The organism is Sphingobium sufflavum (assembly GCF_021403115.1).
GTDB lineage: Bacteria > Pseudomonadota > Alphaproteobacteria > Sphingomonadales > Sphingomonadaceae > Sphingobium > Sphingobium sufflavum.
In genome coordinates this window covers 21,659-46,886 of sequence record NZ_JAJSSH010000022.1, presented here as the reverse complement: position 1 = coordinate 46,886, position 25,228 = coordinate 21,659, and the positions used below count along the sequence as shown (strand labels likewise).

General features: G+C 66.8%; 28 protein-coding genes and 1 pseudogene. 14 read left to right on the top strand and 15 right to left on the bottom strand.

Annotated elements, in window-relative coordinates; genetic code table 11:
• Positions 1-290 precede the first annotated feature (290 nt).
• A complete protein-coding gene (locus LWE61_RS20070) occupies positions 291-464 on the bottom strand; it encodes a hypothetical protein (protein ID WP_234152419.1) in 174 nt (57 codons plus the stop codon).
• A 3-nt stretch (positions 465-467) separates the two neighbouring features.
• On the opposite strand from LWE61_RS20070, the gene LWE61_RS20065 reads away from it, so the two are divergent.
• From LWE61_RS20065 to LWE61_RS20055, 3 genes are all read left to right on the top strand, one after another.
• Positions 468-2,081, top strand: a complete 1,614-nt coding sequence (locus tag LWE61_RS20065; protein ID WP_234152418.1) for a GMC family oxidoreductase — start codon at positions 468-470, stop codon at positions 2,079-2,081.
• A gap of 148 nt (positions 2,082-2,229) precedes the next feature.
• Entirely contained in the window at positions 2,230-2,811 is a 582-nt protein-coding gene (locus tag LWE61_RS20060) for a hypothetical protein (RefSeq protein ID WP_234152417.1), read from the top strand.
• 207 nt (positions 2,812-3,018) lie between these two features.
• Positions 3,019-3,846, top strand: coding sequence for a sugar phosphate isomerase/epimerase family protein (locus tag LWE61_RS20055; protein ID WP_234152416.1), 828 nt, complete (start codon positions 3,019-3,021; stop codon positions 3,844-3,846).
• Between the two features lie 69 nt (positions 3,847-3,915).
• Here LWE61_RS20055 and LWE61_RS20050 read toward each other — a convergent pair whose 3' ends face one another.
• The 6 genes from LWE61_RS20050 to dapB all read right to left on the bottom strand — a co-directional run bounded on the left by LWE61_RS20050 (position 3,916) and on the right by dapB (position 8,439).
• Positions 3,916-5,295, bottom strand: coding sequence for an exopolysaccharide biosynthesis polyprenyl glycosylphosphotransferase (locus LWE61_RS20050; RefSeq protein ID WP_234152426.1), 1,380 nt, complete (start codon positions 5,293-5,295; stop codon positions 3,916-3,918).
• A 233-nt stretch (positions 5,296-5,528) separates the two neighbouring features.
• Complete coding sequence (locus tag LWE61_RS20045) at positions 5,529-5,795, bottom strand: hypothetical protein (RefSeq protein ID WP_234152415.1); 267 nt, start codon at positions 5,793-5,795, stop codon at positions 5,529-5,531.
• A 138-nt stretch (positions 5,796-5,933) separates the two neighbouring features.
• Positions 5,934-6,422, bottom strand: a complete 489-nt coding sequence (locus LWE61_RS20040) for a lysozyme (RefSeq protein WP_234152414.1) — start codon at positions 6,420-6,422, stop codon at positions 5,934-5,936.
• Entirely contained in the window at positions 6,419-6,916 is a 498-nt protein-coding gene (locus tag LWE61_RS20035; protein ID WP_234152413.1) for a DUF7940 domain-containing protein, read from the bottom strand. Before LWE61_RS20035 ends, LWE61_RS20040 begins: the two co-directional genes overlap by 4 nt.
• Positions 6,917-7,000: 84 nt before the next feature.
• The gene (gene nth / locus LWE61_RS20030) at positions 7,001-7,654 is read right to left on the bottom strand and encodes an endonuclease III (RefSeq protein WP_407696277.1); all 654 of its coding nucleotides are present in this window, start codon (positions 7,652-7,654) and stop codon (positions 7,001-7,003) included.
• 5 nt (positions 7,655-7,659) lie between these two features.
• A complete protein-coding gene (gene dapB / locus LWE61_RS20025) occupies positions 7,660-8,439 on the bottom strand; it encodes a 4-hydroxy-tetrahydrodipicolinate reductase (RefSeq protein ID WP_234152412.1) in 780 nt (259 codons plus the stop codon).
• Positions 8,440-8,484: 45 nt separating this feature from the next.
• On the opposite strand from dapB, the gene LWE61_RS20020 reads away from it, so the two are divergent.
• The 8 genes and pseudogenes from LWE61_RS20020 to LWE61_RS20995 form a co-directional block, all read left to right on the top strand.
• Positions 8,485-9,216, top strand: a complete 732-nt coding sequence (locus LWE61_RS20020; RefSeq protein ID WP_234152411.1) for an NAD-dependent deacylase — start codon at positions 8,485-8,487, stop codon at positions 9,214-9,216.
• A gap of 181 nt (positions 9,217-9,397) precedes the next feature.
• The gene (locus LWE61_RS20015; protein WP_234152410.1) at positions 9,398-9,766 is read left to right on the top strand and encodes a DUF983 domain-containing protein; all 369 of its coding nucleotides are present in this window, start codon (positions 9,398-9,400) and stop codon (positions 9,764-9,766) included.
• A gap of 205 nt (positions 9,767-9,971) precedes the next feature.
• A complete protein-coding gene (locus tag LWE61_RS20010; RefSeq protein WP_234152409.1) occupies positions 9,972-10,646 on the top strand; it encodes an MBL fold metallo-hydrolase in 675 nt (224 codons plus the stop codon).
• A 210-nt stretch (positions 10,647-10,856) separates the two neighbouring features.
• Positions 10,857-11,036, top strand: coding sequence for a 50S ribosomal protein L32 (rpmF, locus tag LWE61_RS20005; protein WP_234152408.1), 180 nt, complete (start codon positions 10,857-10,859; stop codon positions 11,034-11,036).
• Between the two features lie 27 nt (positions 11,037-11,063).
• Positions 11,064-12,176 carry a phosphate acyltransferase PlsX gene (gene plsX, locus LWE61_RS20000; RefSeq protein WP_326490678.1) on the top strand — a complete coding sequence of 371 codons (1,113 nt, stop codon included), beginning with the start codon at positions 11,064-11,066 and terminating at the stop codon, positions 12,174-12,176.
• A complete protein-coding gene (locus tag LWE61_RS19995) occupies positions 12,173-13,144 on the top strand; it encodes a beta-ketoacyl-ACP synthase III (protein ID WP_234152407.1) in 972 nt (323 codons plus the stop codon). Before plsX ends, LWE61_RS19995 begins: the two co-directional genes overlap by 4 nt.
• A 133-nt stretch (positions 13,145-13,277) precedes the next feature.
• The gene (locus tag LWE61_RS19990; RefSeq protein ID WP_234152423.1) at positions 13,278-13,574 is read left to right on the top strand and encodes an integration host factor subunit alpha; all 297 of its coding nucleotides are present in this window, start codon (positions 13,278-13,280) and stop codon (positions 13,572-13,574) included.
• A 54-nt stretch (positions 13,575-13,628) separates the two neighbouring features.
• Positions 13,629-13,859, top strand: a pseudogene (locus tag LWE61_RS20995) (MerR family transcriptional regulator); the annotation flags it as partial.
• A 399-nt stretch (positions 13,860-14,258) separates the two neighbouring features.
• Here LWE61_RS20995 and LWE61_RS19980 read toward each other — a convergent pair.
• The 3 genes from LWE61_RS19980 to LWE61_RS19970 all read right to left on the bottom strand — a co-directional run bounded on the left by LWE61_RS19980 (position 14,259) and on the right by LWE61_RS19970 (position 18,168).
• Positions 14,259-14,609, bottom strand: coding sequence for a hypothetical protein (locus LWE61_RS19980; protein WP_234152405.1), 351 nt, complete (start codon positions 14,607-14,609; stop codon positions 14,259-14,261).
• A gap of 117 nt (positions 14,610-14,726) precedes the next feature.
• Positions 14,727-15,272, bottom strand: a complete 546-nt coding sequence (locus tag LWE61_RS19975) for a SixA phosphatase family protein (protein ID WP_234152404.1) — start codon at positions 15,270-15,272, stop codon at positions 14,727-14,729.
• Between the two features lie 148 nt (positions 15,273-15,420).
• Complete coding sequence (locus LWE61_RS19970) at positions 15,421-18,168, bottom strand: ATP-dependent DNA helicase (protein ID WP_234152403.1); 2,748 nt, start codon at positions 18,166-18,168, stop codon at positions 15,421-15,423.
• Between the two features lie 410 nt (positions 18,169-18,578).
• Between LWE61_RS19970 and LWE61_RS19965 the strand changes: the two genes are divergently transcribed.
• Positions 18,579-18,719 (top strand): hypothetical protein, encoded by a 141-nt coding sequence (locus LWE61_RS19965; protein ID WP_234152402.1) that lies wholly within the window; start codon positions 18,579-18,581, stop codon positions 18,717-18,719.
• A 347-nt stretch (positions 18,720-19,066) separates the two neighbouring features.
• Here LWE61_RS19965 and LWE61_RS19960 read toward each other — a convergent pair whose 3' ends face one another.
• Entirely contained in the window at positions 19,067-19,495 is a 429-nt protein-coding gene (locus tag LWE61_RS19960) for a PilZ domain-containing protein (RefSeq protein WP_234152401.1), read from the bottom strand.
• Positions 19,496-19,646: 151 nt separating this feature from the next.
• Here LWE61_RS19960 and LWE61_RS19955 point away from each other — a divergent pair, with 151 nt between their 5' ends.
• Positions 19,647-21,263: a lysine--tRNA ligase gene (locus LWE61_RS19955; RefSeq protein ID WP_234152400.1), complete on the top strand. Its 1,617-nt coding sequence runs from the start codon at positions 19,647-19,649 to the stop codon at positions 21,261-21,263.
• Between the two features lie 288 nt (positions 21,264-21,551).
• Here LWE61_RS19955 and LWE61_RS19950 read toward each other — a convergent pair whose 3' ends face one another.
• From LWE61_RS19950 to LWE61_RS19935, 4 genes are all read right to left on the bottom strand, one after another.
• Positions 21,552-22,031, bottom strand: coding sequence for an RcnB family protein (locus tag LWE61_RS19950; RefSeq protein WP_234152399.1), 480 nt, complete (start codon positions 22,029-22,031; stop codon positions 21,552-21,554).
• 182 nt (positions 22,032-22,213) lie between these two features.
• Entirely contained in the window at positions 22,214-22,909 is a 696-nt protein-coding gene (locus LWE61_RS19945; RefSeq protein ID WP_234152398.1) for a prolyl hydroxylase family protein, read from the bottom strand.
• 106 nt (positions 22,910-23,015) lie between these two features.
• Entirely contained in the window at positions 23,016-24,068 is a 1,053-nt protein-coding gene (locus LWE61_RS19940) for an RcnB family protein (protein ID WP_234152397.1), read from the bottom strand.
• Between the two features lie 152 nt (positions 24,069-24,220).
• Positions 24,221-24,760, bottom strand: a complete 540-nt coding sequence (locus LWE61_RS19935) for a (2Fe-2S)-binding protein (protein WP_234152396.1) — start codon at positions 24,758-24,760, stop codon at positions 24,221-24,223.
• Positions 24,761-25,001: 241 nt separating this feature from the next.
• Between LWE61_RS19935 and rpsU the strand changes: the two genes are divergently transcribed.
• Positions 25,002-25,208 carry a 30S ribosomal protein S21 gene (gene rpsU / locus LWE61_RS19930; RefSeq protein WP_183955150.1) on the top strand — a complete coding sequence of 69 codons (207 nt, stop codon included), beginning with the start codon at positions 25,002-25,004 and terminating at the stop codon, positions 25,206-25,208.
• Positions 25,209-25,228 lie beyond the last annotated feature (20 nt).

The window sequence follows — 25,228 nt, the reverse complement described above, 5'->3', positions numbered from 1 at the left end:
CGGGCGGGGGGAAAGGGGTTGGCGGGGGAAGGGCGCAGCGCGGCGGTTCGCGCGAGAAAGGGGGGCGGTGGGGCGGGTGCCCACGGGGAAGCGGCCCACGAGGAACGGCCGGAGGCGCGCGATCGTGGGGACAGGGGGGCAGCGGGGAGGCGCGCGCCCGACAGGGCGCCCATGGGCAAGGAGGCGGTCGCGCGCGATCCGGTGGGGGGTGATCCGGTGTGGGTCATGCTATCCCGTAGCATCCGCATCGCCGCGCGCCAAAAGCGAAACGCGGTTCATGCGACAGGTGACTATCCTGCGGGGGTGCGGCCCATCGCCTCCCCCACCATCGCCTCCCCCGACGGTGCGGCCCGCATCCCTGCCTCCCCCACCTCCCCCGCTGCCTCCCCCGTCGCCTCCATTGACGCCGGGCGGGTGCTGCGCCATGCCGATGCTGTCCCGACCCGGCAGCAGAAGCGACCCATCCCGTGCCCCAGCCATATGGCGACTATGACTATATCGTCATCGGCGGCGGCAGCGCGGGATGCGTGCTGGCCAACCGGTTGAGCGAAGACCCGCGCACCAGCGTCCTGCTGCTGGAAGCCGGCGGCAGGGACAATCACCCGTGGATACGGATCCCGGTCGGATACCTCTATTGCATGGGCAATCCGCGCACCGACTGGTGCCTGAAGACGGAGGCGGAAGCCGGGCTGGGCGGCCGCGCGCTCAATTATCCGCGCGGCCGCGTGATCGGCGGCTCCTCCTCCATCAACGGCATGATCTATATGCGCGGGCAGGCGGCGGACTATGACGGCTGGCGGCAGGCGGGCAATGGCGGATGGGGCTGGGACGATGTGCTGCCCTATTTCACCCGGTCGGAGGATCATGTCGACGGACCGTCCGACCTGCACGGCGCGGGCGGGCCGTTGCGGGTGGAGCGGCAGCGGCTGCGCTGGGACTTGCTGGAGTCGTTCCGCGACGCCGTGACCCAATATGGCGTGCCCCCGGTCGCGGATTTCAACCGCGGCGACAATGAAGGGTCGGGCTATTTCGAGGTGACGCAGAAACGCGGCCGCCGGTGGAGCGCGGCCGACGCCTTCCTGAAACCCGTCGCGCGCCGGGCCAATCTGCGCATCCAGACCGGGGCGGAGGTCGACCGGGTGGAGATTGTCGAGGGGCGCGCGACCGCCGTGCTGTTCCGCGTGGACGGGCCGGCGCAGCGGGCGGCGGCGCGGGGCGAGATCGTGCTGGCGGCGGGCGCGATCGGATCGCCCGTCATCCTCCAGCGGTCGGGCATCGGCGATGGCGATCACCTGCGCGACGCGGGCGTGACGCCGGCCCACCACCTTCCCGGCGTGGGCGCGAATTTGCAGGATCATCTCCAGATCCGCTGCGCCTATCGGGTGACGGGCGTGTCGACGCTGAACATCCGCGCGGCCTCGCTGCTGGGCAAGGCGATGATCGGCGCGGAATATCTGCTCAACCGGTCCGGCCCGATGGCAATGGCGCCCAGCCAGCTCGGCGTGTTCCTGAAATCCAGCGAACGATACGCCACCGCCAACCTGGAATATCATGTCCAGCCGCTCAGCCTCGCCTCCTTCGGCGGGGCGCTCGACCCGTTTCCGGCGTTCACCGCCAGCGTGTGCAACCTGCGCCCGCACAGCCGGGGCAGCGTGCGGATCGCCGGGCCGGACGCCGCGTCCGCGCCGCGCATCCAGCCCAATTATCTCTCGGCGCAGGAGGACCGGCAGGTCGCGGTGGATGCGGTGAAGGTGACGCGCGCCATCGTCGCCCAGCCCGCGCTGGCCCCCTATCGCCCGGAGGAGTTCCGGCCCGGCCCGGACGTGGACGATGATGCGGCGATCCTGCGCGCGGTCGGCGATATTGCGACCACCATCTTCCACCCCGTCGGCACGGCGATGATGGGGCAGGGGGAGCGGGCGGTGGTCGATGCGGCCCTGCGCGTCCATGGCATCCGGGGGCTGAGGGTCATCGACGCCTCGATCATGCCCACGATCACCTCCGGCAACACCAATGCGCCGACGATGATGATCGCGGAGAAGGGTGCGGCGATGATGCTGGCGGGGGCGAAGGGGCGGTAAGGGGTGTGGGTTGTGGGTGGAGAGCGGAGCGTCGGCTTTACCGCGAAGAAGGTCGGTTCCGGTCACTCCAACGCCAATGACAAACCTTGTTGCATGACAAATCCACGCATTTATCGTTGCCTTGAGCATTGAGAGGACCATCAGGCAAATGGCATCGCTGAAGTTGGCGAAGATTGCGGGATTGATCACTATTTGTTTGGCGAACGGAGCCGTGAGCCAAGAAATCCCGCGAATGCCTCCCATGGAAAAAGCGGATAAACCACCAACTTCCCGATTGGCGTGCAATTTGATCGACGCGCAACAACACACCTATCAAGTCATGCTACTCTCTGGCTGGCACCCAGAAAACGCTGGTGAAGGCGTTAAGGTCATTTCCGATGAAACGGGTGTGCTGCCAGTTGGCGAAATCCTACGAAGTCGGCAACATGCATTCAACGGCCCCCAACAAAACGTCAACGCAGCACTGGGTTGGGGGTGGCGCGATGCTGGCTTCGAAGCACGCAACAAGGCCGGGGGCCTTCTTTACCGTTTGACCGTTAGTCGAAATGGCGAGCAAGGCCCGCTATCAGCGACCGGCAAGCTGGCATCGATAAGCATAATATACTGGCGAAAAATCGAAGGCACTCGTGGCGGGGAAGGAATGTTGGATCAATATCTGGGCTTTTGCTCTGTAGACCCCGCCAACCAGATCATTCCGCCTGACGCTCAACGTCCCAAGCCAATTGACTGAAGACCTCCGCGAACACCGACCACTAGCGGCAGCTATGGGGCAATCGCAACCATGAGCTAAACGGCAACAAATGGTCGCTAGCCGCCCGTCCGAACAGCAATGTTTAGAGGCCGCCGGGCGCTAGTGTGGCTGTGTACCGACAATGGCGGTGATTGCGCGGGCGCGTCCCGCCGTGGCAGGCTCCGACCCAAGACGGGAGAGGATGACATGGACAACAGGCTGGGGGCAAACAGGCTGGGAATAGAATTGCTCAGCGTGCTGGGTATGCCGCCGGTGGCGCATGTGCGGCTCGCCGCCGATCTGGGTTGCGCCTATATCTCCACCGGGCTGACCGGTATGCCCGATCCGTTCAACCCCCATGGCTTTGCGCCCTGGTCGCTGCGGGACGACCCAGCGTTGCGGCGGGAAATGGCGGCGGCGTTGCGCGATACCGGCGTCCGCATCTCGCTGGGCGAAGGGCTGGGCGTGCGGCCCGGCGTGGCGATGGCGGACAGGGCGGGCGACCTCGACATTTTCGCAGAGCTGGGCGCACGGGGCGTGGGCGGGGTCAGCATGGACCGGGACCGCGCGCGGACGGTGGAGGAATTCGCAACGCTGGTCGATCTGGCGACCGCGCGCGGGCTGAAGGCGACCATCGAGTTCGCCCCGGCGCAGGCGGTCTCCTCTCTGGAGGATGCTCTGGCGGTGGTCGATGCGGTGGCCAGCCCCCATTTTCGCGTGCTGATCGACGCCATGCATTTTTTCCGGTCCGGCGGCACGGTGGAGAGGCTGCGCGCGCTCGACCCGGACCAGATCGGCTATGCGCAATTGTGCGATGTGCCGCTGGTCGGTCGGGGCGACTATATGGAGGAGGCGATGTCGGCCCGCATGGCGCCGGGGCAGGGCGCATTGCCGCTGGCCGACTTCATCGCGGCGCTGCCCGCTGACATTCCCCTCGGCCTCGAAATCCCGCGTATCGCGGATGCGCTGGCGGGCATTGACGCGCGCGCGATACTGGCGCCCGCCGTGGCGGCGGCGCGCAGTCTGGGCGCGTGAGGCTGTAGGGGGTGGGGCGGCAGGCGGGGCGCGGCGAACCGTCCGCGCCCGTCCCGGCCCAGCGTCCGGTCAATAGGCGTTCTTGTGCACCACCACCTTGGCGGTGGCCATCAGGATGGAGACGTCGCGCCACAGCCGCCAGCCGTCGAGATATTCAAGGTCGGCGCGCAGGCGATTTTCCAGATCCTCCTGATGATGGGTCGCGCCGCGGAAGCCGCGGATCTGTGCGAGGCCGGTGATGCCGGGCTTGAGCGCGTGGCGGACCCAATATTGCTCGTCCACGTCCCAGAAGGAGCGCGCCCCGGCCAGCGAGCCGAGCGCATGGGGGCGCGGCCCGACCAGGCTCATGTCGCCGATCAGCACGTTGAACAGTTGCGGCAGTTCGTCGATGCTGGTCGCGCGGATGAAGCGGCCGACGCGGGTGATGCGGTCGTCGTCCTTCGACGCGGAGCGGCTGCCGGTGGCGTCGCTCATCTCCACGCGCATACTGCGGAACTTCATGATCGCGAACATGCGGTTGCCACGGCCGACCCGCTGCTGGCGGAAGATGACCGGACCCTTGCTCTCCAGCTTGATGAGGATCGCGACGAGCAGCAGCAGCGGCGAGAGCAGGATGATGGTCGGGATGGTCGCCGCCAGATCCAGCAACCGCTTCTTGGCGCGGTTGGTGATGGACAGCGGGCCGCGCGACACGATCAGCGTATCATGGCCGCCAAAGCGGTTCAGCCCGATGGCGTCGAGCGAGAAGGGCCGTTCCAGCAGGATCTCGCCCTGCACGTTCGCGCCCTTGAGGATCAGCGACCAAGCATGTTGCCGCTCGATCGGGCAATAGATCACCACCCGGTCGAAACCGTTCATATAATGGGCGACGCGGCCGATCATCTCCGGGCTGCGCAGGTCCGGCGTGATCTGTTCGGCGCGCGCGTTGATGGTGTAGCGCGGCAGCGGGCCGTCATAATCGTCATGATCGACGATCAGCAGTTCATCGACCAGCGCGCCCTGATGCTGCGACCGGGCATGATAGCGGAAGGTGAAGCGGGACAGGCCGAGCAGGCCGCCGCCGGCCAGCAGGCTGACCATGAAGGGCAGGCGCGTCGCGCTCACGTCGATCTTGCCGAAGAACATCACCAGCAGGGCGATCAGCATCGCCACGCCCAGCGCGGACAGCGACCGGCGCAGGCTTTCCTGATCGTCGCCCAGCGCCTTGATCGAATAGGCGCCATTGTTCAGCGCCATCAGAACATAGAGCGGCGGGATGAGATAGCCCAGGTGCAGCCCCAACGGGGAGGTGACCGGAAAGTGCAGCAGCTTGCCCGCCAGCAGACAGCCGATCAGCAGCGACGCGAGGTCGAGGACCAGCAATTCCGAATAGAGGATGAGCCGCACGGTCTGCTTGGAGACGGTGCGGGCCTGCCGGGCCGGCTTTCGGGGACTGACGAGAGCGCGCATATCATTCACTCGACATTCTTCCCTGTAGATAGACGGGCCTGCGGGCAAGCTGGCCTATGGAGCAGCGGTTGATGGGTGTTCCCCCGGATGTGGTTAACGCCCAGTTTGCGGCGCAGCACTAACACGGCCGGCATAGTGGCAACAACGGATGAAACTTCTAGGAAAAATTCGCCACAAAAACAATTAACTGGATCGCTCTGCCGTGTTTTTGGGGGCAGTGGTCGCACTCTGTCTCAGAGGAGATAATAGGCGATTCCGGTTAACGCAGCTGCGAGAGAAACGATCCCGGCACTGCGAGAGATTTGTTGGATCACCTGTTCGAATCGGTCGGCGACCGGCGAATGGGGCGATGCGCCCAGGCTGTAATCGGCAAAGCCCCGTTCGATCCGGGCGTGCAGCGCCGCGACATCGCCATGCGCCGAATCGAAATAATGGCGCGTGTCGTCGGTCGTGGCCTGCTGGTCATCCAGGGGCGTGGGCTTGATCGAGCGTCTGGGCATCGGGACAGTCCTCCTGCGCGATGCGGGTGGCATCGCGCATGGCCCTTCCTATGCCGCGCCAAGTTGAAAATTTCGTAAAAGCTGTAGTTCGGGACGCGGCCGATAGCCCGGACCGCGTCCCCGATCCGTCGGTCCCGGTCAGCCCGCCGGTTCCGCGCTGAGGCACAAGGCCCGTTCCGCCGCGCGACGCCGGGCCAGTCCGGTGACGGCCCGGCCCCCGGCCCGGTTCCACGCCAGCATCGCCTCGCACCCGCCCGCCCAGTCGCCCGCGCGGAACCGGCGGGCGGTGGTGGACCGGCAAAAGGCGGCGGTCCCGATGTTATAGGCCAGCGATATGGCGGCGGCGAAGGGCCGGGGCCGCGCGCCCAGCCCTGGCACGCAGGCGAGGATGGGCCGGGCATAGTCCGCCTCCGCCCGGCGGTGCAGCATCGCCGCGCATTCGGCGTCGCTGTAGCGGCGCATCACCGCCTGCGTCTCGCCATGGCAGACGGTCAGCACGCCCACCATGTCGCGATAGGGGGTGTTGCGCTTGCCCTCCCACCGCATGATCTGCGGCGTCGCGAGGCTGAGCGCGGCGACGAGGAGGGCGCCGCCCGCCGCGACGCCGGTGGGGGAGGGGGCCTTCATGCGCGATCCTCCCGCTCGGCGGCGGCCGGTTCGCGATGCCGCCGTGCGCCATCCTCCTGCGCGACCAGCCGTGCGGCGGTGACTGCGAGGAAGAGGGCCGCCGCGACCCGGTCCGCATAGGGCAAGGCCCCGCGCAGGTCGGCGGGCAGGGAGGACCATGCCGCCATCAATCCCGCGCCCAGCGTGGAGAGGCGCACCGACCATAGCCGCCATGCGGAGGTCCAGCCGGGGATCAGCCGCGCGCGCGGCGGGCGAGCGGGCGACAGGGGTTTTGGCGCAGGCGGGGCGGTGACGGTGGGACTGTCGGGGAAGGGAGCGGATGGCGGGGTGGCAGGAGGAGCGGAAGCGGACGCGACGAAGGGCGTCCGGGTGGATGTGGCGGCTGGCGTGGGCGCTGGAGTGGGTTCGGGGCCAGCCGCAGGGATGGGCGATGGCCCAGTCAATGCCGATAATAGAGCAGGCGCCGGAGCGGGTGCCGGGGAATGTTCAGCCATGATCGACCTTTCCGATGTCGTGAATCGGCAAGGCTGAACCAGAAATCCGGGTCTGTAGGACAGGTAAAAGAACCTATATGGTTATTACGCCGCCCGTTGTTTGTCCTTATACTGGCATAGGTCCACGACCGCGCAGCGCCAACATTCCGGTCGCCGTGCCTTGCAGACATAGCGGCCGTGCAGGATCATCCAGTGGTGGGAATCGCGGCGAAAGGGCGCGGGTATGCGCTTTTCGAGCTGCTTCTCCACCGCCAGCACCGTCTTGCCCGGCGCGATGCCGGTGCGGTTGCCGAGGCGAAAGATATGGGTGTCGACCGCGAACGTCTCCGCGCCGAAGGCGGTGTTCATCACCACATTGGCGGTCTTGCGCCCTACGCCGGGCAGTTCGGTCAGCGTGTCGCGATCCTGCGGCACCTCGCCCCCGAAATCGCGCACCAATATCTCCGACAGGGCGATGACGTTCTTCGCCTTGCCGTTGAACAGGCCGATGGTCTTGATGTGGTGTTTCAACCCGTCCTCGCCCAGCGCCACCATCTGCGCCGGGGTCTTCACCTCCTCGAACAGGGCCTTGGTCGCCTTGTTCACGCCCTTGTCCGTCGCCTGCGCCGACAGCACGACCGCGACCAGCAACTGATAGTCATTGCCATAGTCGAGTTCGGTTTCGGGGGCCGGGTTCGCCTCCGCCAGGCGGCGGAAGAATTCGAACACCGCCCCCTGCGACATCAGGCGCGACGCCATGGCGATCAGAGGCCGAGGACGTCGGGCATGGTGTAACGGCCGGGCCTTTGCCCCGCGAGCCAGAGCGCGCCCGTCACCGCGCCGCGCGCGAAGATGGTGCGATTCTCCGCACGGTGGCCGATCTCGATCCGCTCCTGATCGGTGGCGAAGATCACCTGATGATCGCCCGCGACGGAGCCGCCGCGCAGCGCCGCAAAGCCGATCGCGCCCGCCGCCCGCGCGCCGGTCACGCCGTCGCGGCCACTTTCCCGATGATCGGCAAGCCGGATGTTGCGCCCCGCCGCCGCCGCTTCGCCCAGGAGGAGGGCGGTGCCCGACGGCGCATCGACCTTGTGCCGGTGGTGCATCTCGACAATCTCGATGTCCCAGTCGGGACCGAGGCGGCTGGCCGCGTCACGCACCAGCGCCGCGATCAGATTGACGCCCAGCGAGGTGTTGCCGGTCTGGAGCACGGCGATTTTCGTGGCGGCGGCGTCGATCAGCGCATGATGCTCCGCCTCCAGCCCGGTCGTGCCGATCAGCACGGCCTTGCCCGCCGCGATACAGGCGTCGAGATTGGCGGCCAGCGCGGCGGGTGAGGAGAAGTCGATCAGCACGTCGCTGCCCGCTGCCAGCGCCGCCGCGTCCGTGCCGATGGCGCGCCCGTCGGACAGCGTGCCCGATCCGGCCCGGTCCGTACCGCCCACCAGCGTCAGGCCGCGCGCGGCGATCTCGTCCGCGATCACCCGCCCCATGCGCCCTGCCGCACCGAAAATGCCGATGCCCGCCTTGTTACCGTCGCCCATGCGTTGTGCCTTGCCTTACCATCATCGCTTTGCTTGGGTGTGCCGATGCCAGAGTTTCAGAACATTGTCATCCTGACCGGCGCGGGCGTCTCCGCCGAATCGGGCCTTGCGACCTTTCGCGGGCCGGATGGCTTGTGGGAGGGGCACCGGGTCGAGGATGTGTGCACGCCCGAAGCCCTCGCCCGCGATGCGGCCCTCGTCCACCGTTTCTATGACGAGCGGCGCGCCCGGTTGGCGGAGGTGCGGCCCAATGCGGCGCATGAGGCGCTGGCGCGGCTGGATGCGGAATGGCGGGGCGAACTGCTGATCGTCACCCAGAATGTCGATGACCTGCATGAGCGGGCCGGGGCCGGGGCGGCGACGGACGCGGGAGACGGCGCGGGACGGGTGCTCCATATGCATGGCGCGTTGCAGAGTGCGCTGTGCGCGCGGTGTGGGGAGCGGCGGCCATGGGCCGAATCCTTGCCGACGGGGCGTATCTGCCCCGCCTGCGCCGCGCCCGCGCTGCGCCCCGACATCGTGTTCTTCGGCGAAATTCCCTATGAGATGGACCGGATCGAGCGGGCGCTGGCGGATGTGGACCTGTTCGTCTCCATCGGCACGTCCGGGGCGGTCTATCCGGCGGCGGGCTTCGTGCGGACGGCGCGGCACCATGGCGCGCATACCGTCGAGTTGAACCTTGATCCGTCGGCGGGCAGTTTCCTGTTCCATGAATCGCGCATGGGCGCGGCGAGCGAACTGGTGCCGGCGTTCGTGGCGCAATTGCTGGGCGGATAGGGCGCCTTGGGTCCATGCCTGTCGTGTCGCGGCCCCTCCCGGCACTCTCTGCGCGTCATGATCGCGGGGCTGCTCCGAAGGGAGCCGGGCGCGCGGGGTGGAGGGGCGGGCAAAGGGCTGGGACAATTTGCCCTCCTGCGCGGGACTCGCGCCGGCGGGCAAAGGCGGGTAAGGGACCGCCATGGCTTCCCTTCCCGAAGACCGCCCCATCATGGCTGCCTTGCCCCATGCTCTGGCGGGCCGTTGCCCGGCCTGTGGCGGTGCGCCGCTGTTCCGCAAATATCTTAAGCCCGTGGACCGCTGCGCCGCCTGCGCGCAGGACTGGTCGCACCAGCAGGCGGACGATCTGCCCGCCTATCTGGTCATCTTCATCGTCGGCCACCTGCTGGTGCCGTTCATCATCTCCGCCAATGCGGCGCTGGACCTGTCGCTGGTCGCGCAGATGATCCTGTGGCCCACGACCGCGCTGCTCCTGTCGCTGGCCATGCTCCAGCCGACCAAGGGGGTGGTCATCGCCTGGCAATGGTCGCGGCGGATGCACGGCTTCTGAGGCGGTGTCGCCTTCGGTCCTGCCGGCCCGCGCATGGCTGCACCGCGGCAGGTGACCCGGTTCAAGCCTCTCGACAAACCGTCATGCCTGGCCCGTCATTTTCTGAAGGGCGATACAGTCTGGGGTTTGCGCTGCGACCGCGCCGTTCCGGGTCAGGCGACAGCCATGGCTTGCGCCCGTGCCCGTGCCACGCCACATGGGCGGCATGAGCGACGATATTGCCACCGAACCCCCGATGCGCCTGGGCATCCTCCCCGTCACGATGATGCAGCAGAATTGCTCGCTGCTGTGGTGTACGGAGACGATGCGCGGCGCCTTTGTCGATGCGGGCGGCGATCTGGACCGGCTGAAGGCGGCGGCGAAGAAGCTGGGCGTCACCATCGAGAAGCTGCTGGTGACGCACGGCCATATCGACCATTGCGGCGGCACCGGCATATTGGCCAGGGAGCTGGGCGTGCCGATCGAGGGGCCGCATGAGGCCGACCGTTTCTGGATCGCGCGACTCGAAGACGATGGCAGGAATTACGGGATAGAGGGGCAGGTGTTCGAACCGGACCGCTGGCTGGTCGATGGCGACACGGTGACGGTCGGCAATCTGGTCCTCGACGTCTATCATTGCCCCGGCCACACGCCCGGCCATGTCGTTTTCCATCATGCGCCGTCGAAACTGGCGACGGTCGGCGACGTCCTGTTCAAGGGGTCGATCGGCCGCACCGATTTCCCGCAGGGCAACCATGCCGACCTGATCGAGGCGATCACCACCAAGCTGTGGCCGCTGGGCGGGGAAACGATGTTCGTGCCCGGCCATGGCGAGATGAGCAGCTTTGCCCATGAACGGGCGACCAATCCCTATGTCGCCGATTCGGTGGTGGGGCGATAGGGCGAGCGACGGGACGGGGAACGGCGCGGGGCGGAAAGTGCGCGGCGCCTGCCAATGAATCGGTTGCGTCGGGCACAAAAAACGCTATAGGCGCACTCTCTCGCGAAATCCGGGCCTCCCCGGCTGCGACCGTTATGGGTCGCCAGCCTGCAACAGGTCGTCCGGGTCGCGATCCGCTTTTGATGCATAACGAATGGAACAGGTGCCGCCATGGCTGTCCCCAAAAGAAAGACTTCGCCGTCCAAGCGCGGCATGCGCCGCAGCCATGACTCGCTGCGCGTCGAGGCATTCCAGGAGTGCTCCAACTGTGGCGAGCTCAAGATTCCCCACAATCTCTGCTCGTCCTGCGGTCATTACAACGGCCGGGAAATCATCGCTGTCGGCGCCTGACGTCCGACACGGCGGGATTAGACAGGGGTGACGCAACAACCGCGGATCGCAATCGACGCGATGGGCGGTGACGAGGGAGTCCGCGTGATGATCGCGGGCGCTGCCCTTGCGCTCGAACGTCATGCCGACCTTCGTTTCCTGCTGATCGGCGATGAAGAGGTCATCGGGGCGGCGCTCGCAGAGCGTCCCGCCCTGAAGGCCGCGTCCGAAGTCCAGCATACGACCGTGGTGGTGGCGGGGACTGAAAAGCCCAGCCAGGCACTGCGTACGGGACGTGGCAGTTCGATGGCGCTGGCCGTCGACGCCGTGAAGACGGGGCGCGCCAGCGCGGCCGTCTCCGCCGGCAATACCGGGGCGCTGATGGCCATGGCCAAGCTGGCCCTGCGCACCATGCCCGGCATCGACCGGCCCGCGCTGGCCGCGTTGCTGCCCACGTTGGGCGACAATGACATGGTCATGCTGGATCTGGGCGCGAACACCGAATGCGATGCGCGCAATCTGGTGCAATTCTCGATCATGGGTGCGGCCTATTCCCACATCATGATGGACCTGCCCGCGCCGCGCGTCAGCCTGCTGAACATCGGCACGGAGGAATTGAAAGGCCGCGACGAGATTCGCGAGGCGGCGGCGCTGCTGCGCGCCAGCCCGAACCTGCCGTTCACCTTCACCGGCTTTATCGAGTCGGACAAGATTTTCGCGGGCGGCACCGATGTGGTGGTGTCCGACGGCTTCACCGGCAATGTGGCGCTCAAGACCGTCGAGGGCACGGCACGCATGGTGTCGGAAGTGCTGCGCCGGGCGTTCACCAGCTCGATCCGCTCCAAGGCGGGCTTCCTGCTGTCCAAGCCCGCGCTGCATATCCTCAAGGTCCATCTCGACCCCAATAATCATAATGGCGCGGTCTTCCTGGGCCTGAACGGCATCGTGGTGAAGAGCCATGGCAGTGCGGACGACAAGGGTGTCGCCAACGCCATCCATGTGGCGGCGCGCCTGGCCGAGGATGATGTGACGCGGCAGATCGCCGAGAGCCTGGCCCGCATTGCGGACGCTCCGGCGGCGGCAGGCGTGGCGGGGGGCGTAACGGGGAATGGCGCGGGAAGCGCAGGGGGAAATGTGACCGGAAGCGTGGCGGGTCAATGACCATCAGGTCTGTATTGCTGGGGACCGGATCGGCCCTGCCCGTGCGCCGCGTGACCAATGCGGAACTGGCCGAAACCGTCGATACCAGCGACGAGTGGATCGTCGAGCGTACCGGCATCCGCGCGCGCCATGTCGCGGGCGATGACGAGACGACGTCCAGCCTCGCCACCGCCGCCGCGCGCAACGCGCTGGCCGCGGCGGGTCTGGAGCCGGGCGATATCGACCTGATCGTGCTGGCGACGGCGACGCCGGACCAGACTTTCCCCGCATCCGCGACCAAGGTTCAGGCGAATCTGGGCATCAACGACTGTGTGGCGTTCGACGTCGCGGCGGTCTGTTCCGGCTTCCTCTACGCCGTCACCGTGGCCGACAACATGCTGCGCGGTGGCGCGGCGCGGCGGGCGCTGGTGATCGGGGCGGAGACGTTCAGCCGCATCCTCGACTGGGAGGACCGCACGACCTGCGTCCTGTTCGGCGACGGCGCGGGCGCGATCGTGCTGGAGCGACAGGAGGTGGACGAGGCCAATGGCGCGGGTATCCTCGCCAATCGCCTGCATGCCGATGGCCGCCATAACGAACTTCTCTATGTCGATGGTGGCCCGTCCACCACCGGCACGGTCGGCAAGCTGCGGATGCGCGGGCAGGAAGTGTTCCGCCACGCCGTCGTCAACCTGTCGTCGGTGCTGCGCGAAGTGCTGGAGGCGGCGTCGCTCTCCACCGCCGATGTCGACTGGGTCGTGCCGCATCAGGCCAACGCCCGCATCCTGGACGCCACCGCCCGCAAGCTGGGCCTGGAGCGGGAGCGGGTGGTGATGACCGTGGACCAGCATGCCAACACATCCGCCGCATCGGTGCCGCTGGCGCTGGACACCGCGATTCGCGACGGTCGAATCGTGCGGGGCGATCTGGTCGTGCTGGAAGCGATGGGTGGTGGCTTTACCTGGGGCGCATCCGTCCTGCGCTATTGACACGGCAATTGTAAAATCTCAATTTGTCCTGTTATTGGACAGGGTTAGCACTTACTTAATCAACATTGCCAAATCGTGAAAAACGCCGCAGATAGGGGACGGGTGGGTGACGTTCGTTATTGGTGGGGGCATGATGTCGGGTGACAATACGCTGACTCGCGCAGATCTTGCGGAGATGTTGAATCGTCAAATCGGGCTGTCGAAGTCTGAATCGGCCGGGGTGGTCGAATCGCTTCTCGATCATATCAGTTCGGCGCTGGAAACGGGCGAGCATGTTAAGATTTCCGGCTTTGGCACGTTCAGCCTGCGCGACAAGCGCGAACGGATCGGCCGCAATCCCAAGACCGGTATAGAGGTGCCCATCGCGCCGCGCCGGGTGCTGACCTTCCGTCCGTGCCAGGCCGTGCGGGATCGTATCGCACGGGCGTAACGGCCCGGCGACGGCCTGCATTGACCCGCCGGTCAGCATGGCTACAGTCGATCCATGGAAAAAGCCGACGGAGCCTTTCTCACGATCGGGGAGCTGGCCCAGCAACTGGGTGTTGCCCAACATATATTGCGTTACTGGGAGTCGCGCTTCCCCCAGTTGCGTCCGCTGCAACGGGCGGGAAACCGGCGCTATTACCGGCCGCAGGACGTGGCCGTGGCGGAGCGCATCCACCGCCTGCTGAACGTCGAGGGCTTTACGATCAAGGGCGCGGCCAAGGCGCTGTCCGGTCGCGGGTCTGGCGGGGCGGGGGAGCGTGCGGCTCCGGTCCCGGTGTCGGGTTCGGATACGCCGGCGGCGCAGGCTGCCGGCGGTGCCGTGCCATCGGCCAGCGTGGCGGACGGGGAGGCGGCGGCCTCATCGTCGGAGGCGCTGTTCGTGGATGCGCTGCTCGACCGCCTGCGCACCATCCGCGGCGCCTTGTCCGAGGCGCTGGAGGAAGAGAGCGGCCAGCCGTCCTGAACGAGGGGTCGGCGCGCTGTGTTGATGTATCCCTTCGCCCATAGCGTATCGCGATGGACCGGAGAAGGACGGGCAGTCGTTGGACTTTGCCTGCCGTTCGGGGCACGAGGCTGGGTGGAGAGCGGACCGGTGTGTTTGGAATGGCAAGATAAACGAAGCGAACGATCAATAAGGATGATACCAATAGACGCCCTTACCGACATGATCGTAGCGGCCCGGTGGCCCTGGTAATTCTCTTGCTTTAACCGGGATAAAATATCCCGAACCACCGTCGAAAAATGGTTTCATCAGGATATCGACACCGTCCGCAGAGACGGTAACTGTCTCCGGCTCAAGACTGGTGATTGTCGGCGGCCAGCGAACCCGTGGCAAGGCAGCCGGAGATTCTGGCCGCGCTCCAATCAGTGCCGTGGCCTCGGCGTGGATCGCCTGAAGCGTTGCTTGGTCGCGGGTCGGGCCAGAGCAACCTGTAGCCAGCATGAGCAGCATCAATGCGAGTTTGCCGGCCTTCCGCATCGCACGCCCTCCCAACTGGACGAAAATGCCAGACTATCGACCGGTCTGCAATCAAGCGACTGCTCTTTGCTTCTTCGGGAGCAAGCGGCAGCCAACGCATACCCCAACCCACCCCCCTCAATGCTGGCGCACATCCGGTCCCAGCGCAGCGTCGAGATCGCGCGGCCTGACGAAGGTGGTGAGGGTGCCGGGGCGGGCGACGTCGGTCCAGCGGTCGGCGGCGAACTGCACCGTCGCGATAGCGGCGGTGGGATATTTCGTCTCCACCTGCACGCGCAGATCGTCCGGCCCGTCGTCGGGCACGATGTCGAGGACGAGATCCTCCAGCCCCGGATTATGCCCGACCATCAGCACCGTCGCCAGATCGTCCGGCAGGTCGCGCAGCACGTCGAGCAGCGTCGCGGCGGAGGCGAGGTAGATGCGCCGGTCCCAGCGCGGGTCGATGCTCTGCCCATAGGCATCGAGGAAATGGTCCAGCGTTTCCGTCACCCGCACCGCAGGCGATGCGATGATCGCGTCGAAACGCAGATTCTCGTCCCGCGCCCACGCGCCCATCCGCCGGGCCGCGCGCTTGCCGCGTCCGTTCAGAGGCCGGTCGAAATCCCTCGCTACGCTGTCGTTCCAGTCTGACTTGGCATGGCGTAAAAGGATCACCGTCTTCATGGATGCTCCGCTCCGGGTCATTCGAACCCGCAATGCCGCAAATTCGCGTCGGAACCAAGTCGGAAGGCCCGGAATTTCGCCGTTCCGCGATGGCATGCAGGGAGTGGCGCATTGTAGGCGGCATCCTGGCCCACCGCAACCGGCGGGATCAGAAGAGCGGCAGGCTGTCGTCGAGCGCGGGCAGGCCGGTGGCGACGGCGGGTTTGCCGAGGAAGCGGCGGACGGAGGCGATGGCCTCCTCTAGCGGCACCCGCCGGATCGCGACGCCGGGAGGAAAGGCGCTGAGCATCCGGCTGGGCACGGCGGAGGAGAGGAGGACGAAGACGCCCCGATCGTCCTGCCGCCGGATCAGGCGACCGAAGGCCTGCGCCATGCGCGCGCGCACCAGCCGGTCGTTATAGGCGTCGCCGTCCCACGCCATCTTGCGCGCGGCGTGCAGGACGGAGGGCTTTGACCAGGGCACGCCCTCCATCACGACCAGCCGCAGCGTGTCGCCTGGCACGTCGATGCCGTCGCGCAGCGCGTCGGTGCCGAGCAGCGAGGCGTGGGGATCGGCGCGGAACAGGTCGACCAGCGTGCCGATGTCGATGGGGTCGACATGCTGCGCCAGCAGCGGCAGGCCGACCCGCGCCAGCCGGTCCGCGATGCGCGCATGGACCGCGCGCAGCCGCCGGATCGCGCTGAACAGGCCCAGTGCGCCGCCGCCCGACGCCTCGATCAGCCGGGCATAGGCGCCCGCCAGCGCGGCGGTGTCGCCCCGCTTGATGTCGGTCACGATCAGGATCTCGGCCTGCGCGGCATAGTCGAAGGGGCTGTCCGCGCTGAACAGTTCCGGCGCGCGGTCGAGGTGGGACACGCCGGTCACCGCCCGCGCCTGCCCCCAGTCGCCGCCCGCGCGCAGGGTCGCGGAGGTGATGAGCGCGCCGTGCGCGGGTTTCAGCACATGGTCGGCCAGCGGGCGGGTGGGGTCCAGCCAGTGCCGCCGCAGGGCGATGTCATATTCGCGCCCGTCGAAGCGGTCCACCGCCAGCCAGTCGACGAATTCCGGCTCGCCCGGCCCGCCGATCCGGGTCAGCAGCGCGATCCAGCCGGCCAGCGTGTCGCTGCGCCGGGCCAGCGCCATGCGGCTACCCTCGATCCGGTTGCGGGCGTCGCCGTCCATCCAGTCCGGCGGGTCGCCAATCAGGTCGTCCAGCCGCCGGTCCAGCCGCCGCAACGGGTCGAGCAACGCGGCGAGTGCGTCGCCCGCCGCCTGCGCCGCCTCCACCAGCGCGGGTGAGGGGTCGGCCAGTTCCGCCTCCAGCCCGTAGCCGGGGTCGGCGTCGCCCTTGCGCCCGTCCTCGGCCCGCGCGAACACCATGGCGCGGGCGGCGACCAGCAGCGCCTCCAGCGGGCCGTGGGGCGTCTCCCCCGTGATGCGCGCCAGCCAGTCGTCGCCGGGCAGTTGCCGCGCCGCGTTCACCGCCGCGTCGATGGCGGCGCTGGCGGCATCGTCATAGCTGGCCACATCGGCGAGGCGGGCGGAGAGGCCCCGGCGGCGGCCCTTGCGCGACCCCTCCGGCCCGACGACCCAGCGGCGCAGTTCGATCGCCTCCGCCCCCGACAGCGCGAGGGAGAAGGTGGAATCGGCGGCGTGGAACAGATGATGCCCCTCGTCGAAGACATAGCGGGCCTGCGTCTCGCCGCGGCCCCGCACCGCCTCGATCAGGACCAGCGCATGGTTGGCGATGACGAGGTCGGCGTTGGCGGAGGCGCGCTGCGTCCGTTCGATGAAGCAGCGGCGGTAATGGGGGCAACCGGCATAGATGCACTCGCCGCGCCGGTCGGTCAGCGCGGCGGTGCCGGTGCGGCGGAACAGGGTGGGCAGCCAGCCCGGCAGGTCGCCGCCCACCATGTCGCCATCGCGGCTGTAGGCGGCCCAGCGCGCGACCAGTTGCGCGAAGATCGCGCCCCGGCCCGCGACGCCGCCCGACGCGCCGCCCTGCAACGCTTCCTCCAGGTTGAGGAGGCAGAGATAATTTTCCCGCCCCTTGCGCACCGTCACGCGGGTGCGGCGCACGGCGTCGTCGGGATAGATGCGCGCGCTTTCCCGGTTGAGCTGGCGTTGCAGCGCCTTGGTGAAGGTGGAGATCCACACCGTCCCGCCGGACTGCGCCGCCCAGAGCGAGGCGGGGGCGAGATAGCCCAAAGTCTTGCCGATGCCGGTGCCCGCTTCCGCCAGCACCACATGGGGCGCGTTGCGCTGGTCACGCGGGGCGAAGGCGGTGGCAGCGGCCTGCGCAAAGGCGCGCTGACCGGACCGGACCTCCCCGCCCAGCCCGACCAGTGCGTCCAGCTGGTCGTCGATGTCATGGCTGTTCAGCCCGCCCTGCCGCGCGGGCGGGCGGGGCGATTGCTCCTCCCACTCCGGCAGGGCGGAGAAGAGCCAGCGTTCCTCCGTCCCCGGATGGGCGGGCAGGGCGGCGCGCACGAACGGCGCCCAGGGCCAGCGCGCCCGTTCCAGATTGCGCGCGGCGGTCCATGCGCCCTGCCGCTCCGGCCAGTCCTTTGCCTGCATCACGGCCAGCAGACGTTCCGCGATGCGCGGGAGGAGGGCGACGGCGTCCGCATCGGTCGCGGGCGGGGTCAGGCCGGTGGCCTCCGCAAGCCCGGCGGGTGACGGCACCACGAAGCGCGCGGGGTAGACGAAGGCGAACAGTTCGAGCAGGTCCAGCCCCGACAATTCGCCATAGCCGAGCCGCCCGCCGACCAGCGGGATGTTGACGAGGAGGAGGGGAGAGGCGAGCGCCCGCGCCTTTGCCTCCTGCCGATCCACCGCCCGCGCGTCGCCATCGTCCCACAGCCAGGCCCCGGCGTGGCTTATATGCATTGCACAAAGGCGATTCAGGTCGGGCATCGACTGCATAATCTAGGGACCATGGGGGCAATAGACCAGACTATGCGGAAATGGCGTGGCAGAGAGAAATTTTGCCGCTGTCAGCTGTCCCAAAGATGGTTAACCGAGGGATAGTAAGTACCCATGTCATATATATTCCGACAAATCTGATCCACTGGGCAAGATCGCTGTAAAATAAAATTTACAATCTATTGTTGAATTTGAAAAATTTCATGAGTTCTTCGATTTTCAAAAATTCGTGAAAATTACTATGTTAGCAGATGCAAAATGGCCGGTTTTTTACATGTAAAAACTGCATCTTGTCTTCGGAAAGCCCTTGCGAAGCGGGAAAGCCCAATCTATCTCACTTTATATCTCCTCGGAAAGATCGAAACGACGCCGGGTGAGGGATGGGGCAGAGGGTCGCACATATGAACATTCGGACGTTTCATGAATATCCACCCCGACCGGCAGGGTTCATCGACCGGGGCGCAGAAATGGCCTCCCGCGCGGCGGGTCTGGGCACATTCGCCCTGTGCGTCATCGGCCTGCTGTACCTGATCGTTTTCTGATCGGCGGGGTTTGATGCACGTCGCTTGATGGGTGACGGCTGCCGGGCGTAGCGATTTCCTCACGCGGGGGCGGGAGGAGGAACGCCGACAGCCTGTCGTCATGCGTCTGCGCCGGTTATGGCCGGGACGGACGGTCCGGGTGTGGATTTGCCGTGTGCCTGTGGTGCATCGGGTCAGGGGGTATCGGCCAGCCCTGTATTTCACCAGCCATTATATATGTGACGCGCTGCCCCGTGCGCGGAGGTTCGCGAGTGCGATCTGCTCAGTGGGCGCCATCGGACTGTGGTGCGATCGTGCGGATGTTGTCAGGTTGGTGCCGGCAGACTGGCACTACACCAGACCGCCGGTCAGGATGTGGGGCGACGTCCGAAGCTGGTCGGCATCGGGCGACGCCCGGACAGGCTGGCCGAATTCTGGTCCATGGTCGACACCGCCATATAACCGCCAGCCGCTGGACGGGCGAGAACACCGGTTTCGTCCGAATGGCGGTGGCTGGCGGGCATCGCCATCGCCAATATGTCGTGCAGCGGCCCATCCGTCATGACGAAGGGGAAGCGCACGCCCATCCGGTCGATCTCCGACCACATGCACTGGGCATAGATGGTCTGGCCCTGATATTCGATCTGGAACTTGCTGTTCTTGGGCAGGGCCGCGCCGACGATTTGCGCGCCATGTTCGGACAGGTCGATGATCCGCGCCTCGACCGAATCCAGCACCGTCGTCAGCGTGACGGAGACATCCACGACGATGCGTGCGCGTTTACGTTTGAATTCCATGGCGACCTCCCATGGATCATCCTTGACCCAGATTGATTAATTTTCGGGAAACCGCGGTGCCGAGGTCTACCTTTTCCGCCGGTCTTCGGCCACCCGGCGCGGCACCATTTTGGGGCTGTTGTTGGGCGGGATAAGGTTTTACAGCCCGGCCATGACCGACAGTGTAGACAATTCGACGCTGCGCGACGCCGCGCGCACATCCAAGGCATGGCCGTTCGAGGAGGCCCGCAAGGTCCTGCGCCATTATGAGGGCGGGCCGCAGGCGAAGGCGCCCGAAAAAGGCTATGTGCTGTTCGAGACCGGTTATGGCCCGTCTGGCCTGCCGCATATCGGCACCTTTAACGAAGTGCTGCGCACCACCATGGTCCGCCGCGCGTTCGAGGCGATGAGCGACCTGCCCACCCGCCTGATCGCGTTCAGCGACGACATGGACGGCCTGCGCAAGGTGCCGGACAATGTGCCCAACCAGGCGATGCTGGCGGAGCATCTGGGCAAGCCGCTGACCGCCATCCCCGACCCGTTCGGCAAATATGAGAGCTTTGCGGCGCATAATAATGCGATGCTGCGCGAGTTCCTCGACCGCTATGGTTTCGATTATGATTTCCGCAGCTCGACCGAGCAATATCGGTCGGGCGCGTTCGACGAGCAGTTGCGCACCGTGCTGCGCCGCTATCAGGCGATCATGGACATCATGCTGCCGACCCTGCGCAAGGAGCGGGCCGCGACCTATTCCCCCATCCTGCCGATCAGCCCGACGACGGGCGTGGTGTTGCAGGTGCCGGTCGAGGTGGTCGATGCGGAAACGGGTCTCGTCCGGTTCGAAGATGGTGGCAAGCTGGTGGAACAGTCCATCCTGTCCGGCGGCGCGAAGCTGCAATGGAAGGTCGACTGGGCGATGCGCTGGGTCGCGCTGGGCGTCGATTATGAGATGTATGGCAAGGATTTGACCGACAGCGGCGTGCAGTCGGGCAAGATCGCGCAGGTCTTGGGCGGGCGCAAGCCGGAGGGCCTGATCTACGAGATGTTCCTCGACGAGAAGGGCGAGAAGATCAGCAAGTCCAAGGGCAACGGCCTGTCGCTGGAGGACTGGCTGACCTATGGCACGCAGGAAAGCCTGGCCTTCTACGCCTATCGCGAGCCGAAGAGCGCCAAGCAGCTCCACATCGGCGTCATCCCGCGCGCGGTCGATGAATATGAGCAGTTCCGGGCGCAATATGCCGCGCAGCCGGCCGACAAGCGGCTGGGCAACCCGGTCCATCATATCCATGACGGGGCGGTGCCCGCCGAGGGGCCGCCGGTCAGCTTTGGTCTGCTGCTGAACCTCGTCGGGGTGATGGGCGCGGACGCGACGGCGGACCGGGCCTGGTCCTACCTCGCCAATTATGCGCCGGGCGTGTCGCAGGAGAGCCATCCCGCGCTGGCCGCGCTGGTCCACCACGCCATCGCCTATAACCGCGATTTCGTGGCCCCCACGCTCCAGCGCCGCGCGCCGGAGCCGAATGAGGCGATGGCCCTGCGCGAACTGGATGCGCAGCTGGGCGCGCTGAGCAAGGATGCGACGGCGGAGGATGTGCAGGCGATCGTCTATGAGATCGGCAAAGACCCGCATTATGGGTTCGAACAACTGCGCGACTGGTTCAAGGCGCTTTACCAGACGTTGCTGGGCGCCGATCAGGGGCCGCGCATGGGCAGCTTCATCGCGCTTTATGGCGTGGAGAACAGCCGCCGCCTGATCGCGGAGGCGCTGGCGCTGGTCGAGGCGGGCTGACGCGCCGCCCGGCCGGGTGTGCCGTGCCGGTTTTCCGCTGTGTTCGTGGACCTTTACGGACACCTGGACGTTAGCGCCCACAGTCCACACCCTTTCGGACTGATGGCGCCTGCGCCATCGGCCGTGCCGGTGGACTGCCAAACAAGCCGGCACGGCCACTTGCCACGCATCACGGTTTGACTGTTCGGCGAAAGGCCCGGTTCCTCCCTCACGGGAGGCCGGGCCTTTACTTTGCCGGCCGTGTGCCGGCCCACCCCCGTAAGGGCGGGCCGGGCATGATGGCGGGGCTTACCAGTAGAAGCCGTTGATGACCCGCACCACGCGGCCGGAGCGCACGTTCACCAGCAGCGCATCGTCATAATGGCGGACCCAGCGGTTCGCGCCGGTGGCGGGGGGCAGGCGATAGCGGGCGGGGTTCGCGATATAATAGCGGCTGTTGTAATAGGCCGGGCGGATCTGCGCGCCGGACCGGAACCGCTGATAGGCGAAAGGCGCGCGCCAGTTGCCACGGGCGTAGGTGTTGCGGTTCTGCGCGCGATAATCGCGCCAGTCCTCGCGATGCTCCTGCCGGGCTTCGCGCAGATCCTGACGCGCGTCGCGCACGTCGCGATGGTCGCCGTGGCGCTGGGCATCGCGCAGGTCGCGCTGGGCGTCCCGCACGTCACGGCGGTCCTCGCGCAGTTCGCGGGTCTGCGCGGCGGCCATGGTGGGGGCCAGGGTAGGCAGGGCGGTCGCGACGATCAGGGCGGCCAGAAGGGTCTTCTTCATTGTCTGTCTCCTTGTGCTCCGTCTCCGCCGGGGCCGGTTTAAGGGACCGGCGCCCATGCAGCGAAGGACAGAGCCACCTTATCGCTCCACCGGCCTGAATGTTCCGGGAACAGATCGGTCAGGCGGCAGTCAGCTTTGTCGCAAAGTGTAGGAAAACAGCTATTTGCCGGGAGCGGGCGCGCTCAGCGGATGCGGACGGGCGACCAGGGGCGCTCACGATACCATTTGGTCAGCACATATTTTACGCCCCGCCGGACGGGCAGGGCGGCGTGCAGCGTGTCGCTGTTGGGCGATCCGTCGGCGCGCATATTGTTCCACACCAGCAGAGTCCCGGCGCGCGGCGGCACCATGAAGCCCGCGCGTACGAAATGCGTCTCCCCGCCCTCCTCGACCGGGTTGAGGTACATCATCGCAGTCCAGCACCGCTGCCCGCCCGCATCGCGCATGTCCGGCCAATAGCTGACATTGCCGGGGAAATAGTCGCAATGGCCCTTATACTCCTGCCCCTCGGCATAGCGTTGGCCCTGGATCGTCTCGCCCAGTTCGGCGGCATAGCCGGTCAGCGCGCCCAGCCGGGCGGTCAGCTTCTGGATCAGCGGGTCGTCGGGATCATGGTTGCAACTGCTGCTGCTGCGAAAGCCGTTCTTCTCGCGCCCGCTGAACAATTTGGAGGGGATGCTGCCCGCGTCGATCTGCGCCATCATGGCGGCACATTCGGCGGGGGTCAGGAAGCCGTGGCGGACGAAGATTTCCATCCGGTCGTTGGCGATGGTGCTGACCATCGGGTTGCGGCGCAGTTTTTCCGCGATGCGCGCGCCAATCGCCGCCCGGGCGGCGGAGGCGGTGTCGGCATCGTCGGGGTGGCGCTCTCTGGTCACGCGGCGCACCTGCCATCCCCGGCGCGACGGGACAAGAGAAATGGGCCGCATCGCTCCCCACAGGAGGCGATACGGCCCGGTTGTCCTCAGCCGTCCGGCCCGTGTGTCACCAGAAGAAGTCGTGGATCACATCGACCACATAGCCGTCGCGAATGTCGACCAGCAGCGCATCGTCATAATAGCGGACCCAGCGCAGCGTCCCATAGGCGGGCGGCAGACGATAGCTGTAGGGATCGTCGATCCAGTAGCTGTTGCTGAACAACGGTCCGCCCAGGAACAGCCCGATGGAGAAGCGGCTATAGCCATAGGCCCATCCGCTGGGTGGACGATAGGCGGGCAGGCGATAGGCGGAGCGGTTGATCTGGCGGTAGCGCGACCAGTCGTAGCGATTGTCCCGCCGCCAGTCGTTGCTCCACCGTTGCTGGTCCCGCCAGCGGTCGCTGGCGTTCAGGCGGCCGCCATTCTGCCAGCCATTACGGTTCTGCCAGTTGCCATTGGTGCCGCCGCCATTGCCGAAGACGGGTTGTGGCCGACGGTCGTCGCGGCCATTGTTCCAGCGGTCATTGTTCCGGGGGTCATTGCCCCATCGGCCATCGGCGCCGCGCCCGTCACCGCGATTCGGGCCGAGATTGAGATCGGGCCGGTTGCGAACATCGTCCCGGTCGCGATTCCGCCATCCGGCGGAGGGACGGTCGGCGGAAGGCTGGCCCGCGTTGGGCGGGCGCGTGTCGCGGTTCCAGTCCGCGCCGCCGGTTCGGTCATTCTGGTTCCGGCCATTCTGGTTCCAGCCACGGTCCGGCCTGTCAGTGGCGACTGTGACAGGCGGGCGTGCCATCGGCGGTTGGGCAGACGGCGCCTGGGCGACCGGCCTGTCGGGGGCCTGCCAGGGGGTGTTGCGCTGCCCGTTCCATTGCCGGTCCATCGGGCGAGCGCCGCCATCGGCGCGGGGCATTTCGGGGCGGGGTTGCTGCGCGCCATTGTCGCGCCAGCCACGCTGGGGCGCCGAAGCCCCGATGCCGGGATTACCGCCGCCGGGGTTGCCGCCGCTCTGGCGTTCCATGCCGCGACCGCGCCAGCCGCCATTCTCCTGCGCCATGGCGGGTGTCATCGCCGCCAGTGCGGTGAGGGCCATCAGCCCTGCCTTTAAACCCTTACCCATCTCATCTGTCCTCAAGCGGGCGCCTGCTGCACCCATGCTTGCCCTTTTACGCGCCGTGCGCTGACATGCGGCTGAATAGGGGATACAGCCAATTGAAAGGTTGCGATCGGGCGCGGGGGCGGATTGGGGTGCGTTTCGGGCGGGACCGCCGGTCATTCCTTCCCGCGCAGGGCGGGGACGGTGCGGGCGGCATCGTCGGGCGTTATGCCCGGCGGCGGCGCGGCGGCGATCCGCTCCTCGCCGCGCATGATTCGCCCGGCCAGTTTGATCGCCTCCCGAATCCGGGGATAGGTGCCGCAGCGGCAGATGTTGGTGATCGACGAATCGATGTCCGCATCCGTGGGATTGGTGTTTTTGCGCAGCAGGACGGACGCGGCCATGATCATCCCCGACTGGCAGTAGCCGCATTGCGGCACGGCGCGGGCGGCCCATGCCTGCTGCACCGGATGGCTGCGGTCCGGTGACAGCGCCTCGATGGTGGTGACGAATCGGCCCTCCGCCTGCGCCAGGCTGATCTGGCAGGAGCGGACGGCCGCGCCGTCGATGTCCACCGTACACGCCCCGCAATGGCCCGTGCCGCACCCATATTTGGTGCCGGTCAGGTTGGACCCGTCGCGTAGCGCCCAGAGCAGCGGGGTTTGCGGGTCCATGCGATATTGGACGGGCCGGTCGTTGACCGTGAACTTTGTCATGGCTAGTGCTTCAAGGGCAGCGGAGGCCTCCTGTCAATCTGTCGCATCATGCCGATCTTCTCGACGAGAATCGCGCGCCGGGGCTTGAATTTCCAAGACTCGGCTGTTAGGGGGCCGGGCTGGAACGCCGCGATTAACCGTCGCGGCGCATATTGTTTTTGGCAGATCGCTTCATTTCCGTGTGCCGCTTGCCGGGCCGGGGGTGTGGGATCGCCTGAGAAGACTGGAGATTATACGGCTCATGCAGATCATCGTTCGCGATAACAATGTCGACCAGGCCTTGCGGGCGCTCAAGAAGAAGCTGCAGCGCGAAGGCGTCTATCGCGAGATGAAGCTGCGCCGTCATTACGAGAAGCCCTCCGAGAAGCGTGCCCGCGAAAAGGCGGCCGCCGTTCGCCGTGCGCGCAAGCTGGAGCGCAAGCGCGCGGAGCGTGACGGCGTCAAGTAAGACGTCGTGTCGCGTCGCCC